At 58.7% G+C, this 22402-nt stretch carries 20 protein-coding genes, 1 tRNA gene and 1 pseudogene; 11 read left to right on the top strand and 11 right to left on the bottom strand.

Annotated elements, in window-relative coordinates; all coding sequences use genetic code 11:
- Nucleotides 1-100: 100 nt before the first annotated feature.
- The 7 genes and pseudogenes from SIC19_RS05025 to fhuF all read left to right on the top strand — a co-directional run bounded on the left by SIC19_RS05025 (nt 101) and on the right by fhuF (nt 8085).
- Nucleotides 101-2281 carry a TonB-dependent siderophore receptor gene (locus SIC19_RS05025; protein ID WP_075196016.1) on the top strand — a complete coding sequence of 727 codons (2181 nt, stop codon included), beginning with the start codon at nt 101-103 and terminating at the stop codon, nt 2279-2281.
- A gap of 227 nt (nt 2282-2508) precedes the next feature.
- Entirely contained in the window at nt 2509-4404 is a 1896-nt protein-coding gene (locus SIC19_RS05020) for an iron ABC transporter permease (RefSeq protein WP_412535605.1), read from the top strand.
- Between the two features lie 8 nt (nt 4405-4412).
- The gene (locus SIC19_RS05015; protein ID WP_075196015.1) at nt 4413-5342 is read left to right on the top strand and encodes an iron-siderophore ABC transporter substrate-binding protein; all 930 of its coding nucleotides are present in this window, start codon (nt 4413-4415) and stop codon (nt 5340-5342) included.
- An 80-nt stretch (nt 5343-5422) separates the two neighbouring features.
- Nucleotides 5423-5629, top strand: a complete 207-nt coding sequence (locus tag SIC19_RS05010) for an MbtH family protein (protein ID WP_075196014.1) — start codon at nt 5423-5425, stop codon at nt 5627-5629.
- Between the two features lie 5 nt (nt 5630-5634).
- Entirely contained in the window at nt 5635-6654 is a 1020-nt protein-coding gene (locus tag SIC19_RS05005; protein WP_075196013.1) for a TauD/TfdA family dioxygenase, read from the top strand.
- Nucleotides 6655-6686: 32 nt separating this feature from the next.
- Nucleotides 6687-7277: pseudogene (locus SIC19_RS05000) on the top strand (GNAT family N-acetyltransferase); the annotation flags it as partial.
- Nucleotides 7278-7314: 37 nt separating this feature from the next.
- Entirely contained in the window at nt 7315-8085 is a 771-nt protein-coding gene (gene fhuF, locus SIC19_RS04995) for a siderophore-iron reductase FhuF (protein WP_075196012.1), read from the top strand.
- A 49-nt stretch (nt 8086-8134) separates the two neighbouring features.
- Here the strand turns inward: fhuF and SIC19_RS04990 are convergent, their stop codons facing one another.
- The 10 genes from SIC19_RS04990 to SIC19_RS04945 form a co-directional block, all read right to left on the bottom strand.
- Nucleotides 8135-8902 carry an ATP-binding cassette domain-containing protein gene (locus SIC19_RS04990; protein ID WP_075196011.1) on the bottom strand — a complete coding sequence of 256 codons (768 nt, stop codon included), beginning with the start codon at nt 8900-8902 and terminating at the stop codon, nt 8135-8137.
- A gap of 58 nt (nt 8903-8960) precedes the next feature.
- Entirely contained in the window at nt 8961-9689 is a 729-nt protein-coding gene (locus SIC19_RS04985; RefSeq protein ID WP_075196010.1) for a 4'-phosphopantetheinyl transferase family protein, read from the bottom strand.
- 21 nt (nt 9690-9710) lie between these two features.
- Complete coding sequence (ychF, locus tag SIC19_RS04980) at nt 9711-10802, bottom strand: redox-regulated ATPase YchF (protein ID WP_075196009.1); 1092 nt, start codon at nt 10800-10802, stop codon at nt 9711-9713.
- A 36-nt stretch (nt 10803-10838) separates the two neighbouring features.
- On the bottom strand, nt 10839-11426 hold the full coding sequence (pth, locus tag SIC19_RS04975; protein ID WP_041333474.1) for an aminoacyl-tRNA hydrolase: 588 nt from the start codon (nt 11424-11426) through the stop codon (nt 10839-10841).
- A 30-nt stretch (nt 11427-11456) separates the two neighbouring features.
- Entirely contained in the window at nt 11457-12110 is a 654-nt protein-coding gene (locus tag SIC19_RS04970) for a 50S ribosomal protein L25/general stress protein Ctc (RefSeq protein ID WP_036205694.1), read from the bottom strand.
- 155 nt (nt 12111-12265) lie between these two features.
- The gene (locus SIC19_RS04965) at nt 12266-13216 is read right to left on the bottom strand and encodes a ribose-phosphate diphosphokinase (RefSeq protein WP_036205696.1); all 951 of its coding nucleotides are present in this window, start codon (nt 13214-13216) and stop codon (nt 12266-12268) included.
- A 52-nt stretch (nt 13217-13268) separates the two neighbouring features.
- Nucleotides 13269-13343 (bottom strand) — tRNA-Gln (locus tag SIC19_RS04960).
- A 19-nt stretch (nt 13344-13362) separates the two neighbouring features.
- Complete coding sequence (gene ispE / locus SIC19_RS04955) at nt 13363-14220, bottom strand: 4-(cytidine 5'-diphospho)-2-C-methyl-D-erythritol kinase (RefSeq protein ID WP_075196008.1); 858 nt, start codon at nt 14218-14220, stop codon at nt 13363-13365.
- Complete coding sequence (gene lolB / locus SIC19_RS04950) at nt 14217-14855, bottom strand: lipoprotein insertase outer membrane protein LolB (RefSeq protein WP_075196007.1); 639 nt, start codon at nt 14853-14855, stop codon at nt 14217-14219. Before lolB ends, ispE begins: the two co-directional genes overlap by 4 nt.
- Nucleotides 14852-16600, bottom strand: coding sequence for a tetratricopeptide repeat protein (locus SIC19_RS04945; RefSeq protein ID WP_075196006.1), 1749 nt, complete (start codon nt 16598-16600; stop codon nt 14852-14854). The genes lolB and SIC19_RS04945 overlap by 4 nt, the downstream gene beginning before the upstream one ends.
- A gap of 231 nt (nt 16601-16831) precedes the next feature.
- Between SIC19_RS04945 and hemA the strand changes: the two genes are divergently transcribed.
- Genes hemA through SIC19_RS04925 form a run of 4 tightly spaced genes read left to right on the top strand, consistent with a single transcriptional unit; the run spans nt 16832 to nt 20792 of the window.
- Nucleotides 16832-18121: a glutamyl-tRNA reductase gene (gene hemA, locus SIC19_RS04940; protein ID WP_007155284.1), complete on the top strand. Its 1290-nt coding sequence runs from the start codon at nt 16832-16834 to the stop codon at nt 18119-18121.
- On the top strand, nt 18118-19203 hold the full coding sequence (gene prfA, locus SIC19_RS04935; protein WP_075196005.1) for a peptide chain release factor 1: 1086 nt from the start codon (nt 18118-18120) through the stop codon (nt 19201-19203). The genes hemA and prfA overlap by 4 nt, the downstream gene beginning before the upstream one ends.
- A complete protein-coding gene (gene prmC, locus SIC19_RS04930; protein WP_075196004.1) occupies nt 19196-20047 on the top strand; it encodes a peptide chain release factor N(5)-glutamine methyltransferase in 852 nt (283 codons plus the stop codon). Before prfA ends, prmC begins: the two co-directional genes overlap by 8 nt.
- Nucleotides 20034-20792: a HesA/MoeB/ThiF family protein gene (locus SIC19_RS04925; protein WP_075196003.1), complete on the top strand. Its 759-nt coding sequence runs from the start codon at nt 20034-20036 to the stop codon at nt 20790-20792. Before prmC ends, SIC19_RS04925 begins: the two co-directional genes overlap by 14 nt.
- Nucleotides 20793-20931: 139 nt before the next feature.
- On the opposite strand, the gene phrB is transcribed toward SIC19_RS04925, so the two are convergent.
- Nucleotides 20932-22332: a deoxyribodipyrimidine photo-lyase gene (phrB, locus tag SIC19_RS04920; protein ID WP_075196002.1), complete on the bottom strand. Its 1401-nt coding sequence runs from the start codon at nt 22330-22332 to the stop codon at nt 20932-20934.
- Nucleotides 22333-22402 lie beyond the last annotated feature (70 nt).

The following is a 22402-nucleotide window of genomic DNA, read 5'->3' as shown; positions in this document are numbered from 1 at the left end:
GTTATCGTTGAGTTTAAAATTAAATATACTTAAGATAGCTTCAGCTTCAGGTAAGGCGCCGGGTTTTGGCGCTTTTGTCACATTCAGTAGGGAATCAGTTATGACGTTTAAGGAAAACGGCTTATCCGCCTTCCGAATCAGTCTGCTTGCGGCTGCAGTAGGCACCTCTGGCCACGCCTTTGCCCAGGACGAGAATAACGCAACGGAACTCGAGGAAATTCAGGTCACCGCTGAGAGGGAAGGGCCGCAGGGACCTGACTATGGCTACGAGGCGGAACGAAGCCTGACGGCGACCAAGACGAACACGCCGCTGGCTGAAACACCGCGGTCGGTTTCCGTTGCTACCAGGGAGCGCATCGAAGACCAGAATGCCCAGACGTTGTCCGATATTCTCTACTACATGCCGGGTGTTTCCTCGACCAAGTTCCCGGTCGGTGATGGTCTTGCCGGTGACATTTTCTATATTCGCGGTATGAACCAGCGCGACTACGGCTACGGTACCTACCGCGATGGCCTCAGGGTTCAGCCCAACGCCTACTCCACCTCGGCAGAGCCCTTCGGGCTTGAGCGGGTTGAGGTGTTCAAGGGCCCCACTTCCGTACTGTACGGTGAGAACGTGCCGGGCGGACTGGTGAACCTGGTGAGCAAGCGTCCCACTGAGACCGATCAGGGCCAGGTAAACCTGAGCTACGGCACCCATGACCGCAAACAGGTATCCGCTGATATTTCCGGTGCGATGACCGATGATGGCAAGGTGCTGGGGCGCATGGTGTTCCTGAGCCGGCGATCCGATACCCAGACCGACAGCGTGCCGGACGACCGGCTTTACTTTGCACCGTCCATGACCCTGAAACTGACCGATCAGGACACCCTGACACTGCTGGTCTCCTATCAGAAAGACGATACCGAAATTCAGTTGGGGCTACCGGCAGGCGGAACCGTGTTGGATCACCCCGCCGGTCAAATCGACCCGTCCACCAATCTTGGTCATCCGGAGTGGGATACCTTTGATCGTGAGGTCTGGTCACTGGGCTATGAATACGAGCACCAGTTCAATTCTGACCTGACCTTCCGGCAGAACGCCCGTTACCTGCGTTCCCGTGTTGAGCGCAAGGAAGTCTGGTGGGGGTTCCCTGGGGATGGGTTTGATGATTTCGTGGGTGCGTATGGCCGTGACCGGTTTAATGAGTCGCGTACCTATTCCATCGACAACCAACTGGTTGGAGATCTGCAGATCGGCGCTACCGAAAACACCTGGCTTGCCGGTGTGAGCTTTGATCGCACCAGTTTTGATCAGACCCAGGATGTCGGTTTCAGCGATATTCAATTTATCAACATCTATGACCCGGTTTGGGCCCGGATCCCGGGTACCCCGACCACCTCCAGCGACGGTGAGGAAATTCAGAACCTGGCTGGTGTTTATGCACAGGTGCAGAGTCGGGTCGGTAACCTGATCGGGCTACTGGGAGGGCGTTTTGATTACGCCGAAACTGAATTTGATAATCGTCTGCCGGGAGGCGAGGACTTCGACTTCAACGACAAGGAGTTCACATGGCAGGCCGGCCTGATGTACGAGTTTGATTTTGGCCTTTCGCCTTACCTCAGCTATTCCACTTCGTTTGTGCCAGCTCGCCAGACTACGACGGATAATGAAGCCCTGGAACCGATCACAGGTCGGCAGTATGAAGCCGGCTTCAAGTACCAGCCGCCGGGCTTGGATACGCTGGTGACCGTTTCGGCGTTTGATATTGTCAAGAAGGACGACGTCAATTATGACGGTTCCATTGGTGCCTATCGGAACGTCGGCCGTACGGAGTCCGAGGGTGTCGAGTTTGAACTCAACAGCGACATCAACGAGAACCTGAGCCTGCTGGCCACCTACACCTACACCGACGCAAAGATCGTCGAAGATGAACCCTTCCCTCGCTATGAGGGTAGGCAGGTCGTGGGCGTCCCGCGCAACCAGGCTTCGCTCTGGGCCAACTACAAATTCTTCGAGGACCTGTTGCGTGGCGTGGAAGCTGGCGTCGGTGTGCGTTATGTGGGTGAGTCCTATGCTTACCCAGATCAAGATAATCTCGCCTACCCGTCACGACTGGAGACCGACGATGTCACTCTGGTGGACCTGGCTCTGGCCTACCAATTCCTTAACGGTTGGGAGACCCGCGTGAACGTCCACAACCTGTTTGACGAGGAATACGTCGGCGAATGTAACAATGCTTCGCGTTGCTACTATGGCGCTGAGCGCACCGTTCAGGGCACGGTTTCCTATAACTGGTAGTGCCTGAGCCGGCGATGTGCTGACGGCGGCCGTGCCTTCCTGCGGCTGCCGATGCCATCGCCGGATTCTCTGCACCCTGATGAATGGATGTTGGTGTGACTGCGGTGAATCAGCAAATTGAAGGTGGCCAGGTCAAGGCGACGAACCGCCGACTGTGGCTGGCGACCGGGGCGGGAACCCTGGCCTTGATAGCCCTGCTGTTATGGCAGGGCTTTTTCCGTTATCCGATGCCGGAGGCCGGTGCCTGGTTGACCCCATGGCAGTCGTCACCGTCCCTCGATGGCCTGCTGCTCTGGTGGGCACAGTTACCCCGAGTTATTGCAGGCCTGATCGTCGGTGCGGGATTGGGTATTGCCGGCGCCCTGATGCAGTTGATTACCCGCAATCCGCTGGTGTCGCCGGATCTACTTGGTATCACGGCGGGCGCCCAGTTTGGGGTCATCCTGGGGATGATGCTGCCAGCGGCGTTTGCCCTGCCGCTGGTCTTCCTGGGTGGTCTTGTGGCCGCGATGCTGACGTTCTTTTTCGCCGGCGGCAGTCGTACGACGCCGCTGCGCCTGGTGTTGGCCGGCATGGCCATGGCACAGATCCTTTACGCCCTGTTGACGCTGTTGCTCACCCTCAATGAACGGGCGGCCTTTGTGGTGGCGATCTGGGACACCGGGTCACTCAGCCAGTTCGGTTGGGCCCGGGTGCAACTGGCACTGTCGATGGTGCCGCCATTGCTGCTCGCTCTTGCGTTGCTGCGGCGACCGCTGAACATGGCTCTGTTGGGAGATGCCCAGATGCGGGTGCTGGGGCTGTCACCCCGCATGCTTAAAACGGTGGTTATCCTGATAGGCACTCTGCTGACCGCACTGGCAATTCATATCGCCGGGCCGCTGGGGTTCATTGGTCTGGTTGCGCCGAACCTGGTGCGCTACGGATTTGGCGTACACTGGCCATCACGGTTGCTGCCGCTGGCTGCGCTTTGGGGCGGGGTCCTGACGTTGTCCGCGGATGTTGTGGTGGCTGCTGTGGCGGAGGTGATGGAACTGCCTTTGGCGACCTTGTCGGCGGTTCTTGGCGGCGTCGCGGTCATGCTGTTGTTGCGATTGACCCGCAGCCGCCAGTTTCCGGTTCAGGCAGCCCTGGGGTCAGGGGAGCCTACCGGGAAAAAGCTCTCCGCCGTCGCGATCGTGGTGATATTGACGATGATGCTGGGCGGTGGGCTGGGTTATGGCGTGCTAGGTGGCGACGCCATCAGCCTGACCATGCTATTGGCGGGGGATGGAGTGGCCTGGCAGTTGCTGGACCTGCGGTTGCCCCGGCTGATGGTGGATGCCGCCGGGGGCGCCTTGTTTGCCTCCAGTGGTCTGATTCTACAGGGAGTAACCCGCAACCCACTGGCGAGTCCCAGTGTGTTGGGGGTCAGCCAGATGTCCGCACTGGCGGTGTTGGCCGGGATCATGCTACTGCCCGAACTCGCACCGGGCTGGCGCCTGCCCTTCGCCTGGCTTGGGGCGACCGTGGCACTGACCGTCGTCATTCTGCTCAACGTTCGTCATGGTCTCGAGCCCTTGCGGCTGATTCTGGCAGGCTTCGCTCTGACCGGTGTTGCTGCGGGGCTCACCAGCCTGTTGATTGGCTTTCACTCCCTGAACATAACGCTCGCGCTGATCTGGATGGCTGGAAGCAGCTACGCCACTACCTGGGGTGATGTATGGGTGTTGTTGCCCTGGTTGTGCATCGGCCTGGTGCTGGCGATGTTGGCGCGTCGGTGGCTGGCCCTGCTGGCCCTGGGAGATGGGGTCGCGGACAGTCTGGGTGTGGGCGCCGCCCGTAAACGCCTGCTACTGCTTGTGCTGGCCAGTTTCATGATTGCTGCGGCTGTCAGTGTGCTTGGGCCGGTGGCTTTTGTTGGGCTGCTGGTGCCTCATGCTGTGCGGTTGCTGGGCTTCTATGGCTATCGGGATCGGCTGATCGTGACGCCATTGATGGGCGCGGTTTTGCTGATCCTGGCGGATGTGGGGGGGCAGCGATTGTTGTCACCGCTGGACGTGCCACTTGGTGTGATGACCGCCACCATAGGGGCGCCGATTTTCCTGGTGCTCCTGACCCGAACCTACTTTCGTAAAGCATGAGAGCCGGAATGACGTTAATTGCAGCCATTGCACTCTGCCTCGTATCTCTGGTCGCCAACGCCGAACCACCGAAGCCTATCGTGGCCGCGCAGTCAGAGACGATTCCCGACGAGCCTCTGCGGATCGTCAGTCTGGATGATCTCACCACGGAGATTCTGCTGGCGCTGGGTATACAGCCGGTGGGTGTTGCCAACCCGGACAGCTATCGCTGGCAGGGCAAGCCTCTGGCTGACAGTCTGGATGGCGTGGAATCCCTGGGAACGCCGCAACAACCCAACCTGGAACGTTTGGTCAGCCTGCAGCCGGACCTGATTCTGGGTGTGTCCAGCCTCCATGTCAGCCTATTTGACCGCCTTGACCGGCTGGCGCCCACAGTGATGTATCGGGTCTCCCTGGAAACGTCACCCCGGGATGCCGTAGACGTTGGAAAGGCGATTCTGGGGCACCTGGCGGCCCTGACAGGGAGAGAGGCTGAGGCGGAGGTGGTTGTTGCCCGGCTGGAACAGGTCCTGGATAAGGGAAGGCGGGTGGCTCGTAAAAGGGGGATGGCCGGAGAGCCCATCGCAGTGCTTTACCCATTGGCAGAGCAGGGGCTGTTTATTGTTTCGAATGAACAGACGTTGGTCGTCAGCCTGGCGAACCGGCTGGGCGGCACCAATCCCTGGCCATTGCGGGAAAGCCACACCATCCACCAGCGGATTGAAATCCACGCGCTTGCCCAGGCACCCGATGCCCATATCTTCATGATCGGCAATTTCAGTGGAGCACCGATGTTTGAATCTCCGCTCTGGCGAGCTCTGCCGGCGGCGCGGAAGCATCGCTACGGCTTCCTGGCAACCAACTACTGGTCGTTTGGTGGGCCGCTGACCGCCACCGTCATCATGAAGCAGATGATTGATGTGATGAACGGGATGGGCTCAGACAGGCCGTCGCCCTAAATTTCCGGGTGTCCCGTTCGTCTTGGAGAGTATGGGAGGGGCGGTCTGCCCCTAGAGTTACAGGTCAGGCGAGGTACGTCATGAGTTTCGATAGCGAGAGCACCATTTTTCAGGTTGTCATTAACCACGAAGAGCAATACTCCATCTGGCCGAGCTACAAACCCATTCCCGAAGGCTGGAAAGCGATAGGCGTGGAGGGGGATAAGGCCTCGTGTCTCGCGCACATCCGTGAAGCGTGGACGGATATGCGTCCCAAAAGCCTGCAGGATGCGATGGCCGGAGGTTGAAGCCGATGAATTCCATCACGGCCAGAACAGCGCCTGAGGCGTTGGCCATCGAGGACGGTGTTCCGCTCAAGGTCAGCCCGCTCACGCCGGATACCGGCCTGGAGCAGGTTGCTGGAGCAATTCGGGAGCTGGTCGAGCACCGACTGGAAAAAGACGGTGCCATCCTGTTTCGCGGCTTTTCAGCGCCCGGCGTTGAGGGCTTCCAGTCGTTTTCCGGTTCTTTTGGTCATCCGCTGCTCAGTTACGAGTTTGGTTCAACGCCCCGCAGCCAGGTGACCGGAAAAGGTGTTTATACCTCAACGGAGTATCCGGCTCACAGAAGCATTCCACTGCATAACGAGCAGGCCTATACCACCGAGTGGCCAATGCGGATCTGGTTCTATTGTGCTCGGGCGGCCGAGCAGGGCGGGGAGACCCCCATCGCGGACAGCCGAGAGGTCTATCGCCGGATCGATCCGGCCCTGCGCCGGCGTTTCAGTGAGCGGGGGCTGACTTACGTTCGCAACTATGGCAACGGCCTTGATGTGGATTGGCAACAGGTGTTCAACACCGACAGTGCCGAAGCGGTTGAGGTTTTCTGCCGACGGCAGGGTATTGACGTAACCTGGAAAGACGATGGTTGTCTGCGCACGGCTCAGCGCTGTCAGGCAGTTGCCCGTCATCCCCGTACCGGCGACAAGGTGTGGTTCAATCAGGCGCACCTGTTCCACTTGTCGGCGCTGGATGAGGAAATGCAGGCGATCCTGCTGGAAACCGTGGGCGAGGACAATCTGCCCAGAAACGTTTACTACGGCGATGGCGGCGCCATTGAGTCCTCCGCCCTGGAGGAAGTCCGGGGTGTTCTGGATGAATGTCGCGTGGTCTTCCCGTGGCGCAGTGGCGACATCCTGATGCTGGACAATATGTTGATGGCCCATGCGCGGGAACCCTTCGCCGGCCCCAGGAAAGTCGTCGTTGCAATGGCCGAGGGGCATGGGCTTTCCAGCAATCCACAGAACCCGGCGCTTCGGGAGGAGGTAACGTGAGTACAGCAGATACTTTGGAAAACCCGGGTGTTCCGATACGACCGCAAAAACCCGTTGGCGAGGTGTACCGCCGCCATGATACCCAGTTGTGCAGTTGGATTTCTTTTCGTACGTTGGATATCCGGGAAGACCTGGCGCGCTTCAATCGTTGGCAGAACTCCCCCAGGGTCGAGTATTTCTGGGAGGAGAGCGGGTCGCTGGAAGAGCATCGCAGGCATCTGGAGGTCCTCGCGAAGGACCCCCATTGCCTGCAACTGATCGGCTGTTTTGATGACGAACCGTTTGGTTTTTTCGATGTCTATTGGGCCCAGGAAGATCGTATCGGGCCCCATTGTGAGGCCGGATTGCATGATCGTGGCATCCACATGCTGGTCGGGGAGGATCACCACCGTGGCCCCCACAAAGTGGCGTGCTGGCTGCCGTCCCTGGTGCACTACCTGTTTCTGGATGAACCCCGGACACAGCGTATCGTCTCCGAACCTCGGTCCGACAACGACCGTATGATTCACCACCTTCAGAATACCGGCTTTGATCGGGTCCGGGATTTTGATTTCCCCCACAAACGAGCCGCGCTCATGTCACTTTCGCGGGAGCGCTTCTTTGAACGGTCTTCGATGTGTTAGGTTCCTTCCTCTCAAACAGCTTTACGCAGCCTGATTCATGACTATTCGTGCGCTTGCCCCCCTGTTCGTCGGGGATTTCGAACATTACCGGGACATACTGGTTCTGCCGGATGATCCGCGGCCAGCAATTCCTGTCCGGGAACTGATAACCACCGATGGCCTGGCGTGGCTGTTGGAACATTATCGCCGCTTTCAGCCAGGTGATGACAGGCGGGCATTGGTTTCCCAGTGGTCCCGCACATACTTCGTGAAGCTGATCGTGCCGACTGTGGCGGCGAACATGGTGCTGGGGCATGAGCTGCCAGTGGCACTCGACAAGCTTGAGGTGATTCTGGGGGATGACGGCTTGCCGGAAGCCTTCCGGCTACCCCATGAGGGACAGCCCTTTGCGAGCAAGCCCGAAGGGCCTTTCGAACGCTTTAAGGAGCTGCTGGACGGCAACTTCGAACCACTTATCGAGGGCTGGAACCAGCAGGTAAAGCTGTCCAGGAAGGTGTTGTGGAACAATGCCGCCAATTATGTTGAGTGGTTGGTTCATGCCATGGCTGGCCTTGGATTGCCGGCGGAGATGCTTGCTGACGGCAAACGGCTGATTGAATCAGAGCGCCGCCCGGATGGTGGCAAAAACCCGATGTTCAGCCCGGTACGCTATGTGGAACGCTCATCCGGGCCTTCGCCCCTGCGTCAGCGGCGTCAGTGTTGTATCCGTTACCGGCTGCCGGAGCTGGCGCTGTGTGAGAATTGTCCCCATATTGATAAACCGCCTAAAGGGGCCCAGCTTCCGGAAAGCCTGGTCGAGCAGGCCTGAGCAGAACAACCAATCGGTTTAAAAGCGTCAGGGTACCAAACGGCGGGGTTCAGGCGATGGCAATGTGTGCCCCATCATTATGAGGGTGAGGCATGACAGACATGGAAATACCGTAGATGGATTCCAGTGTGCTGGTGTTCATCAGCTCTTTGGGCGCACCCTGCGTCAGTAACTTTCCGCTGTGGAGTGCGACCAGGTGGTCACAGTAGGTGGCGGCCATATTGATGTCGTGCAGAACCACAACGACACCCATGTCCAGCTCCCTGCCCAGGTTGCGAACCAGAGACAGGACTTCCACCTGGTGGGCAATATCAAGTGCGGAAGTGGGTTCGTCCAGCAGCAGATACCGGGCGTTCTGGGCGATCAGCATGGCCAGCCAGACCCGCTGGCGCTCGCCCCCAGACAGTTCATCGACGTTGCGGTGGGCAAACTGTTCCGTATCCGTCAGTGCCATGGCTCGGTTCACCTGGGCCCGGTCTTCGGCGGAAAAGCGTCCGAGTGCGCCATGCCAGGGGTAGCGGCCGAAACGTATCAGATCGATAACACGCAGGCCTTCTGTCGGTGGCAGCTGTTGCGGCAGGTAAGCGATCTGCCTCGCCAGGGGTTTGTCGCCCCACGATTCCAACGGTTTACCCTCAAGGGAAACCTGGCCTGATGTCGGCGTCAGTTGGCGGGCGAGCAGTTTTACCAGCGTGGATTTTCCGGAGCCGTTGTGCCCGATCAGCCCAACCACCTGACCATGCTTAATGGTCAGGTCGATCGGATGGAGCAGGGTCTTTCCATTGATCTGCCAACTGACGGCGTCCAGTTTAAACATAGTGCCTCTGGCGGGAGATTGAGAGAAACCGTGATCCTATCTCAAATGGTAATGGTTATCAATTGTGGTGGTTGGCGGGAACCACGATCAGGCTGATCAGGCGGTCGTGCTCCTGCACGAACCGGGCTTCCAGTTCCGTATTCGTAGGCCACTGTTCGGAAAGGTGGGTGAGCAGGCGCAATCGTGCTGTGCCATCCGGGTCCCATGACAGCACTTCCGCGTGCTCGAAGTAGAAGCGCTTCTGAACCAGCGGATACAGCGCCTTGAAGAGCGTTTCCTTGAGGCAGAACACCAGAGTGATGAAATGCCCTGCATGATTGGCCAGTTCCGAACGAAACCGTGTCTGCTCTGAAGGGATCAGGATTTGCCGGCAAAGCGGCAGGGCGCGTTCATCGGGCATGATGACTTCCGCGTCCAGGCCAATTCCGGCGTAGTCCTGTTGCTGGCCGATAACCGCCGCAGCCCAACCCTGGGTGTGGGTGATCGAGCCCACGCACCCAGTTGGCCATACCGGCGCCCGGTCATCGCCGAGGGCTGGCACCACCGGTTGCCCCGTGGCGCGCAGTAAGCCTTCGCGGGCGCAGAAACGGCCAGCCAGGTATTCCGCCTGGCGTTTGGCAACAGCCCTTTCCACCGACGGTGGTGGGACGATGTCACTGATCGTAAAGTCGTCCGGTTTGAGGTTATCGGGGTCAAAGTCCAGGCTGATCAGCTCAAGCCCTGGCAACGATTGCGGCCAGGGCCACCGGTCATCCGGGGTACTGCAGCATGCGGGCACGAGGCTCACCGTCAGAACGCTCCAGCGCGGTCAGACATTGAACCGAAAGTGGACAACGTCACCGTCCTGGACGATGTATTCCTTGCCCTCAAGGCGCCACTTGCCGGCTTCCTTGGCTCCGGCTTCGCCGTTGTACTTGACGAAGTCATCGTAGCTCACCACTTCGGCGCGGATGAAGCCGCGTTCGAAGTCGGTATGGATCACGCCTGCCGCCTGTGGTGCGGTAGCGCCCACTTTCACCGTCCAGGCGCGGACTTCCTTCACCCCGGCGGTAAAGTAGGTCTGAAGGTTCAGCAGGCCATAGCCGCCGCGAATGACCCGGTCCAGGCCAGGCTCGTCCATGCCCATTTCTTCCAGGAACATGGATTTTTCGTCGTCTTCCAGTTCGGAGATTTCGGCTTCTATCTTGTTGCAGATAGGCACCACAACTGCGTTCTCGGATTCCGCAATCTTTTTCACGGTGTCCAGGTGAGGGTTATTCTCGAACCCGTCTTCGCTGACGTTGGCGATGTACATGGTTGGCTTTACGGTGAGCAGGCAGAGTTCGCGGATCAGTGCCATCTTCTCTTTGTCGAGATTCATGCTGCGAACCGGTTTGCCTTCGTTCAGCACGGGAAGCAGGGTGTCGAAGACTTCAAGCTGAGCTTTGGCCTCTTTGTCGCCGCTCTTTGCGACTCGCTGAACCCGTTTGATGGCTTTCTCGACGGTTTCCAGATCGGCCAGGGCCAGTTCTGTGTTGATGATTTCGATATCCGACGCCGGGTCAATCTTGTTGGCGACGTGAATGACGTTGTCGTCCTCGAAGCAACGCACCACATGGGCAATGGCGTCGGTCTGGCGGATGTTGGCCAGGAACTGGTTGCCCAAGCCTTCGCCTTTCGAGGCACCTTCTACCAGGCCGGCGATATCCACGAATTCCATTGTGGTTGCCACCACCTTTTCCGGCTTTACGATGTCAGCGAGCTTGTTGAGGCGGGGGTCGGGCATGGCCACGACGCCGGCGTTAGGCTCAATGGTGCAGAAGGGGAAGTTTTCCGCGCCAATACCGGATTTGGTCAGTGCGTTGAACAGGGTGGATTTGCCGACGTTGGGAAGGCCGACGATGCCGCAGTTAAATCCCATGGAATGCCTCTGCTGGTGCTGGAAAATTTGGGCGGATTATACCGGTTTGAAGCTGTGCAAGCGATTCATCGCAGCGGGAAGTTTGCCGCTGGCAGCGTCCGGCAGTACGCGAATGATTTCGTCGATCAGGGCGTTGAGTTCTTCGGTTTCCCGTTTGCCCAGGCGGCCGAGAACATAGCCTGTGACCTGGCGGCTGTCGCCGGGGTGGCCGATGCCGATGCGCAGGCGCTGGAAGTCGTTGGTGCCGAGGTGAGCAATGGTGTCCCGCAGGCCGTTGTGTCCGCCATGGCCGCCGCCTTTTTTTAGCTTGGCGGTACCCGGGGGCAGATCGAGCTCGTCGTGGGCAACCAGAATCTGTTGGGGCTGAATCTTGAAGAAGTCCGCCAGTGCCTTGATGGAGAGGCCACTGCGGTTCATATACGTGGAAGGGTTCAGCAGGTGCAGGTCGAGACCCTGAAGCTGAATTCGGGCGTAGAGCCCGTGGTATTTCTTTTCGGGGCGGAGCGACTGGCCCGTTTCACGGGCCAGTGCTTCCACGAACAGGGCACCGGCGTTGTGGCGGGTATTCGCATAGTCGGGGCCGGGGTTACCCAGTCCCACCACCATGAGGATATCCTGTGCCATCTGCCGTTGCCCTCATTCGTACAGGAGCGATTACTCCTTGTCTTCGCCTTCTTCACCCGCTTCGCCGTCTTCGCCTTCGTCAGTATCTTCTGTCTTGGCAGCGCGCGGCTTGTGGATTGCAACGACTGGCAGGTCGTGGTCTTCACCCTGCAGCAGAGCCGCAATACGAACGCCTTTCGGCAGTTTGAGGTCGCTCAGGTGAACAACCTGGTCCATCTCCACGGCAGTCATGTCGACTTCGAGGAACTCAGGCAGGTTCTGCGGCAGACAGATCACTTCTACTTCGTTGATCTGGTGGTTGGCAACGCCGCCCTGGAGCTTGATGGCCGGTGCAGTTTCTTCGTTCAGGAAGTGCAGCGGTACGTTAACGTGGATTTCGTGATCCTTGTCAACGCGCAGGAAGTCAGCGTGGGTCAGCAGCGGCTTGTACGGGTGACGCTGCAGATCCTTCAGGATCACGCTTTCTTTCTTGCCTTCCAGTTCGATGGTCAGAATGTGTGAGAAGAAGGCTTCGTTTTCCAGAGCTTTTTTCAGCTCGTTGTGCCAGATGGAAATCGAAACGGCTTCTTTCTTCCCGCCATAAATGATGGCCGGAATTTTACGCTCCTCACGACGCAGGCGGCGGCTCGCACCTCTCCCCTGATCGCCACGAGGAAATGCTTCGATAAGAAATTCCTGAGACATGGTTATAACCTCAATTTTCACCAGAGCGGCCCGCGACCAGGTCCTGAACCGGTGATATTTTCGATATGCCGGCTGTTTTCCGGCGGACTAAACAGACCGGGAGCCCACTGGGCTCCCGGTCTGGATTCTTTTCACTAAATCAGGTGGTTAGCTGATCAGGCGTTCTCAAACATCGCGCTGATGGACTCTTCGTTGCTGACGCGACGAATGGATTCCGCAAGCAGCCCAGCCATAGTGAGGATGCGGATCTTATCACAATTACGCGCTTTGTCACCCAGTGGGATGGTGTCGCAGACAACCAGTTCGTCCAATTCGGAGGCGTTGAGGTTGTCAACAGCCGGGCCTGAAAGGACGGGGTGGGTGATGTAGGCGACCACGCTGGCGGCACCATGCTCCTTAAGAGCGTTGGCGGCTTTGCAAAGCGTGCCGGCGGTGTCGATGATGTCGTCCACCAGGATACAGGTTTTGTCCTTTACATCACCGATGATGTGCATGACCTGCGACACGTTGGCCTTGGGACGGCGCTTGTCGATGATGGCGAGGTCGGCATCGTCCAGTCGCTTGGCAACGGCGCGGGCACGAACAACGCCGCCAACGTCAGGAGATACCACTACGAAGTTCTCAAAGCGCTGCTTCTCGATATCCTCAAGCATGACCGGGGTGGCGTAGATATTGTCCACCGGAATGTCGAAGAAGCCCTGGATCTGGTCGGCGTGGAGGTCAACGGTCAGGACCCTGTCAACGCCGATGCTGGAAATCATATCTGCAACCACTTTGGCACTAATGGCAACACGGGTGGAGCGAACACGGCGATCCTGGCGGGCATAGCCATAGTAGGGGATAACCGCGGTAACCCGGGTGGCGGATGCACGGCGCAGTGCGTCGGCCATCACGATCAGTTCCATCAGGTTATCGTTGGTGGGGTTGCAGGTGGGCTGAATGATGAAGACATCATGCCCGCGAACATTTTCGTTGATTTCAACGGTGGTTTCACCATCGCTGAAGGTTCCAACGGTGGCCTGGCCCATGGGAATGTGAAGTTTCTGGGCGATGGCCTTGGCAAGCTCCGGGTTGGCGTTGCCAGTAAAAATCATCAGTTTGGACACGACGGCATCCTTCTCGGTATCGGCGTTTGATTCAGAAGAAGCGGGAGAAAGGTGGCTGGGGTGGCAGGATTCGAACCTGCGCATGACGGGATCAAAACCCGTTGCCTTACCACTTGGCGACACCCCAGTATCGTGCTTTTTTGGCATCATTTCAGCTCTGTCAGCTTTTTGTGAAGTGGTGAAATGTTCACCCCTTGAGCTACGAACCCCGTGATGCCGGAGGGTTTGCTTTCCCAGATAATCCGGGCTGCGGATTCTGTCGGGAAACGTCCAAATATGCAAGCCCCGGTTCCGGTTAATCTTGCAGGTCCGAATTGTGCAAGCCACTCCAGGCTTTGATGAACCTCAGGATACAGTCTTCGAACTACATCCTCACAGTCGTTTCGGTACCTCGAGGCGTCTCCCTCAAAAGCGGGCGCTATTTTGATTCCGGGGGTATCCCTTGTCAACCCTTGCTCGGAAAAAATCTCTTTGGTGCTTATATCGCAAGGTGGTTTTATAACCAGAAACCAGTCTTCTGGTGGGTTGGCGTCGGTGAGTCGTTCGCCCACGCCTTCGCCCCAGGCTGCATGTCCGCGAACGAATACGGGCACATCGGCACCCAGGGACAGGCCCAGTTCAGCCAACTCGTCCAGGGAGCGGTTCAGGCCCCACAGGCGGTTCAGCCCCACCAGTGTGGTGGCGGCATTGGAGCTGCCACCACCCAGGCCACCGCCCATGGGCAACTGCTTGTCGACTGCAATACTGACACCGGGAGTCGTATGACCTGCGGTTGCCGCCAGTTGTCGCGCAGCACGGACAATCAGGTTTTCCTCGTCGGGCACCCCGGGCAGGGGTTGCTCAAGGACGATTCTGCCATCGGTGCGTGCGGTCAGGGTCAGGGTGTCGCCATAATTCAGAAACTGAAACAGGGTTTGCAGTTCATGGTAGCCATCCGGTCGACGCCCGAGAATATGCAGGAAGAGGTTCAGTTTTGCCGGGGAGGGCAGAACCAGGCTGTTCACTGGCTGTCTCCATCGGTCTGGTTCCAGCTGGTAACCACCACCCTCACGCGCTTCTCGCCCTTGACCGCCGTGATACGGGCGGGCAGATGAGGGTAGCCCTCTATGAATGCTTGCCAGCGGTCGTAGCGGATCTCCCAGCCCAGTTGGCGTATGACGGCCAGTTGACCCTTGTCGTCGAAGAACAGCCGGAAGTCCCCGTCAGGGCCGGGCAGGCCCCGTATCCACCAGGCCAGGCTGTCAACGGGGAGCAGCCAGCCGGTGGCGGCGTTGACCAGGGACTCCGGGTCGCCGGACTGGTAGCGCTCGCCGTTGGGAAGTGTGAGTTCGATGAACCCGGGAACGCCTTCAAGGGTAGTGCGGCCCATACCGAGGAACGATGATGACAGCGCCAGTTCGTACGTTTCCCGGTCCTGTTTCCAGTAGTTGATGACGGCGGTGCCGCTGTCCGAGGGCTGGCGAACGGCGAGTTTGCCGGTCAGTTCCCAGTGCTGAAGCTGGTCAAGTCGGGCACTGGTCTTGCTCCAGTCGGCCGGTGGCTGTTCAGTCAGGCCTTCAGGAAGTGGTTCAACTGTCAGTGAGCTACAGCCGCTCAGAACCAGGGCGGCGAACGTCAGCGCGATAACCGATAATTTCACAGGGACGGCTCCCCGGTCAGCCTTTCAACAGTTTCAGTCAGTATCGGGTGGTCCGGGTCCTGCTCGAAGCCTTCTCTCCAGATCGAGCGGGCCTGTTCCTGATTGCCGGTTTGCCAGAGCGCTTCGCCGTAATGAGCGGCTACTTCCGGGTCAGCGTAGGCCTCCCAGGCACGTGACAGATAGCTCAGTGACTCGTCGGTGTTGCCCTGCAGATACAGTACCCAGCCCATGCTATCGAGTATGGCAGGGTTCTCCGGATCGATGGCCAGGGCTCTCTCAATATAGTCCCTGGCTTCATCGAGTCGGTCCGTGCGGGTGGTAAGGATATAACCCAGCGCGTTGAGTGCCACGGCGTTGTCGGGCTGTTCCTCGATGATTGTTCTCAGATCGGCTTCGGCCTGCTCTGGCTTATCCATGGAGTCGAGCAGCATGGCACGGGCGTAGCGAATGCGGACATTGCCAGGGAAGGATTCCAGGGCTTCATTGGCCGCCTGAAGGGCTCGCTCGTCATGATCCCGATCCAGCAGGAGATTGATTTCCAGCAGGCGGAAATTCTCGTCCTGGTCGGGGTTGTTCTTGCGGATCTCGCGAATGTCGGCCAGGGCCTCATCCAGCTCTCCCTGTTCCGCCATCAGTTCGCTGGCACGGGCCAGGGCCGGGAAAAAGTAATTACCTTTCTCGACATTCCTGTAGTAGCCGATGGCCTGCTCGTTTTCGTTTTCCTCGTCGGCAATCCGGCCCAGGTAGTAGTGAGCCTCATCACTGTGGTGGCCTTGTTCGATCAGGCGTGTCAGTTCCTCCTCGGCCAGCGCGATCTGATCGTTTTCAAGCGCGACCAGGGCGTAGGAGAGCCGCAGGCCGGGAACGTCGGGGAAGCGGTTAACCAGCCGGCGGAATTCGTTCTGGGCGGTTTGCAGCTCACCTTCGCCGATCAGCATGCGGCCGTAGAGGGTTCCCATCTGGCGATTGTCGGGGAATTGTCGTGTATTCGCCCTCAGGTGATCCAGGGCCTGCTGTTTCTGGTTGGTCTGGTAGAGCAGGTCGCCCTTGAGTATCAGTGCTGGCTGGAAATCCGGCTTGCTGTCCAGAAGGGGTTCCAGTTTGGCGAGGGCTTGCTGGGGCTCGCCCGTCACCTTCAGTAGAAGGGCAATGCTGTATTGCAGTTCCGGGTTGTCAGGGTGGCGCTGCTCCAGTTGCTGGTATAAGTCGAGCAGTTCCTGCTGTTGTTCCGGCGGCAGGTTTCCGGCCATCGCGGCAAGGCTGTCAAAATCCGCGTCGCCGCCCAGATCCATGATCTTTTCCATGTGGCCCAGGGCGGTCTCCAGTTCGTTCTTCTTCACGGCCTGGATGGCGGAGATGCGATGTGCCTGCATGTTGTCCGGGGCTACCTCCAGCCACAGCGCCGCCAGTTTCTGCTGCGCGTTATCGGCGTTCAGTGACTGGGCAATGCGCATGGTCCGCTCAATCACGCCCAGATCGCGGGATTGCTGTGCCGCCTTCATGTAATTGACAAGGGTGACGTCGAATCGGCCCCGTTGGGCGGCTATCTCGCCGGAAAGCAGCAGGTACAGTTCTTCCGGTTCGAAATCGGCGTAACGGATGTCCGCTGACGGTTCCGCGGATGATGCAGTGGCGTCATCAGGCGACGAGGTGGATTGCGATTCCTGGTTGTCCTGGAGAAAAGCGCAGCCGGACAGGGAAAGCCCAAGCAGGCAGGTACCAAGCAGTAATGCAGACTTATGCATGCAACATCCCATGATCTGTGTACGATGCACCTGATCGGCCGGAGAAGGGTCTGGCGGCGGTCTCAGATGTGGCGTAGTGCGACAAGGCTCTATGATGGCACAAGCGCTTGATATTGCCCAACCTGTCAGCAGTTGCCGATATCACGATGGTTATGGGTGGCGACACTGGCTCCCGATCGTTAAAATGGCGGTATCGAACCGTCGTCAAAGATAAGGCAGTCTAACCCCGATATGGCACTGGTCACCCTCGGAATCAATCATCGCACCGCACCGGTAGAGTTGCGTGAGCGCGTCGCGTTCACGCCCGAGCGTATGGCCGAGGCGTTTGCCGAACTGCGTGCCACTTCCGGCGCCAGCGAGGCGGCGATCCTGTCTACCTGCAACCGCACCGAACTGTATCTGGCCGGAGATGACGACTGTGCCCCGGCGGTATTGCGGTGGTTGGCGGGGTTTCATGACATGGAGGCGGCAGACCTGGAAGACGTGCTCTACGTACATCGGGACTCAGACGCCGTGCGCCACATCATGCGGGTTGCGTCGGGGCTGGACTCCATGGTGCTTGGAGAGCCGCAAATTCTCGGCCAGCTCAAGGACGCCTATGCCCTCGCTCGCGAGCATGAGGCGAGCGGTGCGTTCCTGTCCCGTCTGTTCGAACATACGTTCTCCGTCGCCAAGCGGGTGCGCACGCAGACTGCTATTGGCGAAAACCCGGTGTCGGTGGCCTACGCTGCGGTCAGCATGGCGCACCACATCTTCGCGGATATGTCCCGCAATCGAGCCTTGCTGATTGGCGCCGGCAAAACCATTGAGCTGGTCGCGAGGCATCTGGCCGACGCTGGCGTGAAAAACTTCCTGGTCGCCAATCGTACCCTGGAACGTGCCCAGGCGCTGGCGGACTCCCGTGGCGGGCAGGGCATTATGCTCTCCGACATTCCAGAACACCTGGCAAACGTGGACATCATCATTTCCTCCACTGCCAGCCCGTTGCCTATCCTTGGCAAGGGCGCCGTGGAGCGTGCGCTTAAAAAGCGCAAGCATCGCCCCTATTTCATGGTGGATATCGCCGTTCCCAGGGATATCGAACCCGAGGTGGGTTCCCTGGCTGATGTCTATCTCTACACCGTTGACGACTTGCGGCAGGTTATCGAGGAGAACGTTCGTTCCCGAGAGGGCGCCGCGCGGGAAGCCGAGAACATGGTTGCTGATGGCGTACAGCAGTTCTTGAGCCAGCTACGGGCCCTGGATGCTGTCTCCACCCTCAAGCAGTTCCGTCAGCGGGCCGAAGCCCTGAGAGACGGGGAGACCGAAAAGGCCATTCGCGCCCTGCGTAATGGCGCAGACCCCGAAACCGTGATGCGAAGCATGGCCCGGGGGTTGACCAACAAATTACTGCACGAGCCGTCCATCCAGGTCCGCAAGGCCACCACGGAGGGCAGAACCGAAGTCACTCAATGGCTCAGAGAGCTGCATCAGCTTGATGTGCTGGATGCCGACGCGCCCATCACCCCGGAAAAACTATGAAGTCATCGATTCAGTCCCGCCTCGAGCAGCTTGTTGACCGCTTCGAGGAAGTCAGCGCGTTGCTGAGCGATCAGGGTACTATTGCCAACCAGGATAAATTCCGCGACCTGTCCCGGGAATTTGCCGAGATTGAACCCATCGTTTACTGCTTCCAGGCATGGCAGAAATCCCGTGACGATGTTAAGGAAGCCACTGAACTGGCCCGCGACGGTGACGCCGACATGCGAGCCATGGCGGAAGAGGAGTTGGGCCTGGCGGAACAGAAGAGCGAGGAACTGGACGAAGAGCTCCAGCGCCTGATGCTGCCCAAGGACCCCAACGATGGCAAGAACGTATTCCTGGAGGTTCGTGCCGGCACCGGGGGCGATGAGGCGGCGATTTTCGCCGGTGACCTGTTCAAGATGTACATGCGTTATGCCGAACGCCAGCGCTGGCAGGTTGAGGTTATCAGCGCCAACGATGGTGAGCACGGCGGTTACAAGGAAATCATTGCCCGCATTGCTGGTAGTGCGGTCTATGGGGCACTGAAGTTTGAATCCGGTGCCCACCGGGTACAGCGGGTGCCGGAGACCGAATCCCAGGGCCGAATTCACACCTCCGCCTGCACGGTAGCGGTGATGCCGGAGGCGGATGAAACCGAGGCCGTTGAAATCAACAAGTCCGACCTGCGGGTGGATACCTTCCGAGCTTCTGGCGCCGGCGGTCAGCACGTCAACAAGACTGATTCGGCGATTCGTATTACCCATATTCCCACGGGCATTGTTGTGGAGTGTCAGGAAGAACGTTCCCAGCACAAGAATCGGGCCAAAGCGATGAGTTTCCTGGCATCGCGCCTCCAGAATGAGGAAATTGAACGCCAGCAGAAAACCATGGCGGCCACCCGCAAGAGCCTGGTGGGCAGTGGCGATCGCTCAGAGCGAATCCGCACCTATAACTTCCCCCAGGGGCGGGTGACCGACCACCGCATCAACCTGACGCTGTACAAGCTGGATGAGGTTATCTCCGGTGATCTTGATGCCGTCATCATGCCTTTGCAGCAGGAACACCAGGCCGATCTGTTGGCCTCCCTGGCTGATGATTGACAAACCCCTGGCCTGTGAGGCGTTGCTGACAGAAGCTGCCGGGCTTATTGGCGGTGATTCTCCGCGCCTCGATGCTGAGCTACTACTGGGTTATGTGACGGGTTGGTCCCGAACCACTTTCCGGGCCTGGCCCGAGCGTGAGGTGGACGTGGCCCTGGTCGACCGCTTCAGAACCCTTGTGGAACGACGCTGTGAAGGCCACCCGATTGCACACCTGCTGGGTGAACAGGAATTCTGGTCACTCCCGCTGAAGGTCAATCCATCCACACTGATTCCCCGCCCGGATACTGAATGCCTGGTGGAGGCAGCGCTGGCGCTGGATCTACCGAGAAATGCCAATGTGCTGGATCTTGGTACCGGCACGGGTGCCATCGCACTGGCTCTGACCAGCGAGCGACCCGGCTGGCGGGTTTCCGCCTGTGACGCCGTCCGGGAAGCAGTAGACCTGGCGACCGACAACGCCGACCGGTTGGGCCTACCGGTGACGGTGCGGCAAAGCAACTGGTTTGAGGGTTTACCATCAGTTGCTTTTGATCTCATCGTTTCCAATCCACCGTACATCGCAGGGAATGATGTCCACCTGGGAGAGGGCGATGTGCGCTTCGAACCGGCGTCGGCCCTGGTGGCCGGCGATGACGGCCTCGACGATATCCGGCGGATAACCGCCGAAGCCCCCGCTTGGCTCTCGCTTGGGGGCTGGTTGATACTGGAACACGGCTATGAACAGGGAGCGGCAGTGCGGCAGCTTTTTACCGATGCGGGATTGGCCTGTGTGGAAACCCGCCAGGACTACGGCCGGCGTGACCGCTTCACCCTTGGGAGAAAACAAGATGCTGAACGATGAGGAACTGCTGCGCTACAGTCGCCAGATCCTGATGCCCCGGTTTGATATCGCAGGCCAGGCCAAGCTCAAGTCCGCAAGAGTGCTGGTGGTCGGTGCTGGCGGTTTGGGTTGCCCAGTAGCCCTCTACCTCGGGGCCGCCGGGATTGGGCACATGACGCTGGTCGACGACGACCAGATCGAGATCGCCAATCTGCAGCGCCAGATCGCATTCGAACAGTCCGACCTGGGTGAATCCAAAGCCGAACATCTGGCTGACCGCGTTAGGCGCATAAACCCCGATGTGTCGGTGGCAACCCTTACTGAACGCCTGGAAGGCGATGAACTTCAGCGGCAGGTAAACTCGGCGACCCTGGTGGTCGACTGCACCGACAACTTCAATACCCGCTTCGCCCTCAACCGCGCGTGTGTTGCTGCCCGCGTCCCACTGGTATCTGGCGCAGCCATTCGTGGGGAAGGGCAACTGTCGGTTTATGACGTCCGCGATGACAGCAGTCCCTGTTACCACTGTCTTTACTCAGAACAGGGCAACGAAGACCTGACCTGTTCCGAAGCTGGTGTTATCGGCCCCCTCGTTGGCATGATCGGCGCTTCCCAGGCAATGGAAGCCGTGAAAGTCATCACCGGTGTCGGCAAACCGTTGATTGGGCGCCTGCTCATTCTTGACGTCTGGCAAATGGAATGGCGGGAAATGAAACTCGCCAGAGACCCAGAATGTCCAGTCTGCAAAAGCAGAGAGTCAGCATAAGGCGGGCTGGGGGAAGGCTCTGCCAAAACCGTGCGGAGCCATGGATGGCGGAGCCGAGCGTACATGGACGTATTCACAGCGTGTTTTGGCAGAGCCTTCCCCCAGCCGGCCGTTTCCTCCCAACGACGAAGCCGGCGCTTTAATTTTTCAGGGCCTGAAACTTTGAAATTGCCTCTTTCCTGCTTTCTTTCAGGTCAACGATAGGTCGTGGATACCCACCGGGAATCACACCACCGGCCCAGGGTTGGTGAATCCGTTTATTGTCCAGCTTTGCGATCTCGGGAACGTATTTGCGGATGAATTCGCCATCCGGATCAAACCGCTCACTCTGAGTGGCCGGATTGAATACCCGAAAATACGGCGCCGCATCGGTGCCGGTGGAGGCGCTCCATTGCCAGCCCCCGTTGTTGGAGGCCAGGAAGCCGTCCACCAGTTTTGACATGAAATAGGCCTCACCCAGTCGCCAGTCGATGAACAGGTTTTTGGTGAGAAACATCGCCGTGATCATGCGCAGCCGGTTGTGCATCCAGCCGGTCTGGTTCAGTTGGCGCATGGCGGCGTCGACAATGGGGATGCCGGTGTTGCCCGATTTCCAGGCTTCGAAGTTCTCGCCGGGTGTATTCCATTGCAGGGCCTCGGTCTCCGGTTTGAACGCCCGGTGCATACTAATCCTGGGGTAGTGGTAAAGGATATTGATGTAGAAATCCCGCCAGGCAATTTCATTGGTCCAGGTGGCCAGGCCTTCCTGGTTGCCTCCCATACCTTGCTGCTGGCGGGCGGCAATCAGGCACTGTTTGCCGGAAAGCACCCCGTTGGCCAGGTAAGGGGAGAGCAGGCTGGTACCATCTACGGATGGCAGGTCGCGCAGATCCTTATAGTCCCCGCCGTGGTCGTCGAGGAACTGTTCCAGTTGCTGGTGGGCGGCGTCCTCGCCCGTTTCAACAAGCCGGGGTGGTGGATTATCGAAGCATTTTGGCAGGCCTACATAATAAAGAGGCTTAACAGGCTCGCCGACGGGCTTGGGAACGGGAAAGAGGGTTGGCTGCGCCTCATCAACCCAGCTTCGCCACCGACGGGAAAACGGGGTGAACACGGAATAGGGCTCACCCTGTTGAGTAAGGATGGTGCCAACAGGCGCTACCGTCTGGTCCCGGTATTTATTCACCGCCACGCCAATATCATCAAGGGTGTGTTTTACGGCCTTGTCGCGGCGCCTTTCGTTAACTCCGTATTCCTCATTGAAATGCACATGCCGGATACTCTCGCGCCGGCAGAATTTTTCCAGTTTTTCAACGCTCTCGGCGAACGTGGTTGCGGTCATGAATGATAGGGGTATGCCTAATTTCGCCAGTTCTTCCGACAGCGCATTGGCGTGGTCCAGCACAAATTGAACCCGCGCCGGAGACCAATCATGCTCCTGCCACTGAGCCGGGGTTACGATAAAACAGGCCTGCACCGGTTGCTGTTGCTTGCAGGCTGCCGTAAGGGCAGCGTTGTCGGCAACGCGCAGGTCGTTTCGGAACCATACGAGCTGAGTCATTGAGCTTCCTGAGTTTGATGGCGGATCGACAGTTACGGATGGATATTCGCTGGAACGTGCTGATTGGATT

The sequence above is a fragment of the Marinobacter sp. MIT930201 genome (assembly GCF_047122665.1).
Taxonomy (GTDB): domain Bacteria; phylum Pseudomonadota; class Gammaproteobacteria; order Pseudomonadales; family Oleiphilaceae; genus Marinobacter; species Marinobacter salarius.
Note: the sequence above shows the minus strand (reverse complement) of the source record. Positions and strands in the feature narration are given on the sequence as shown.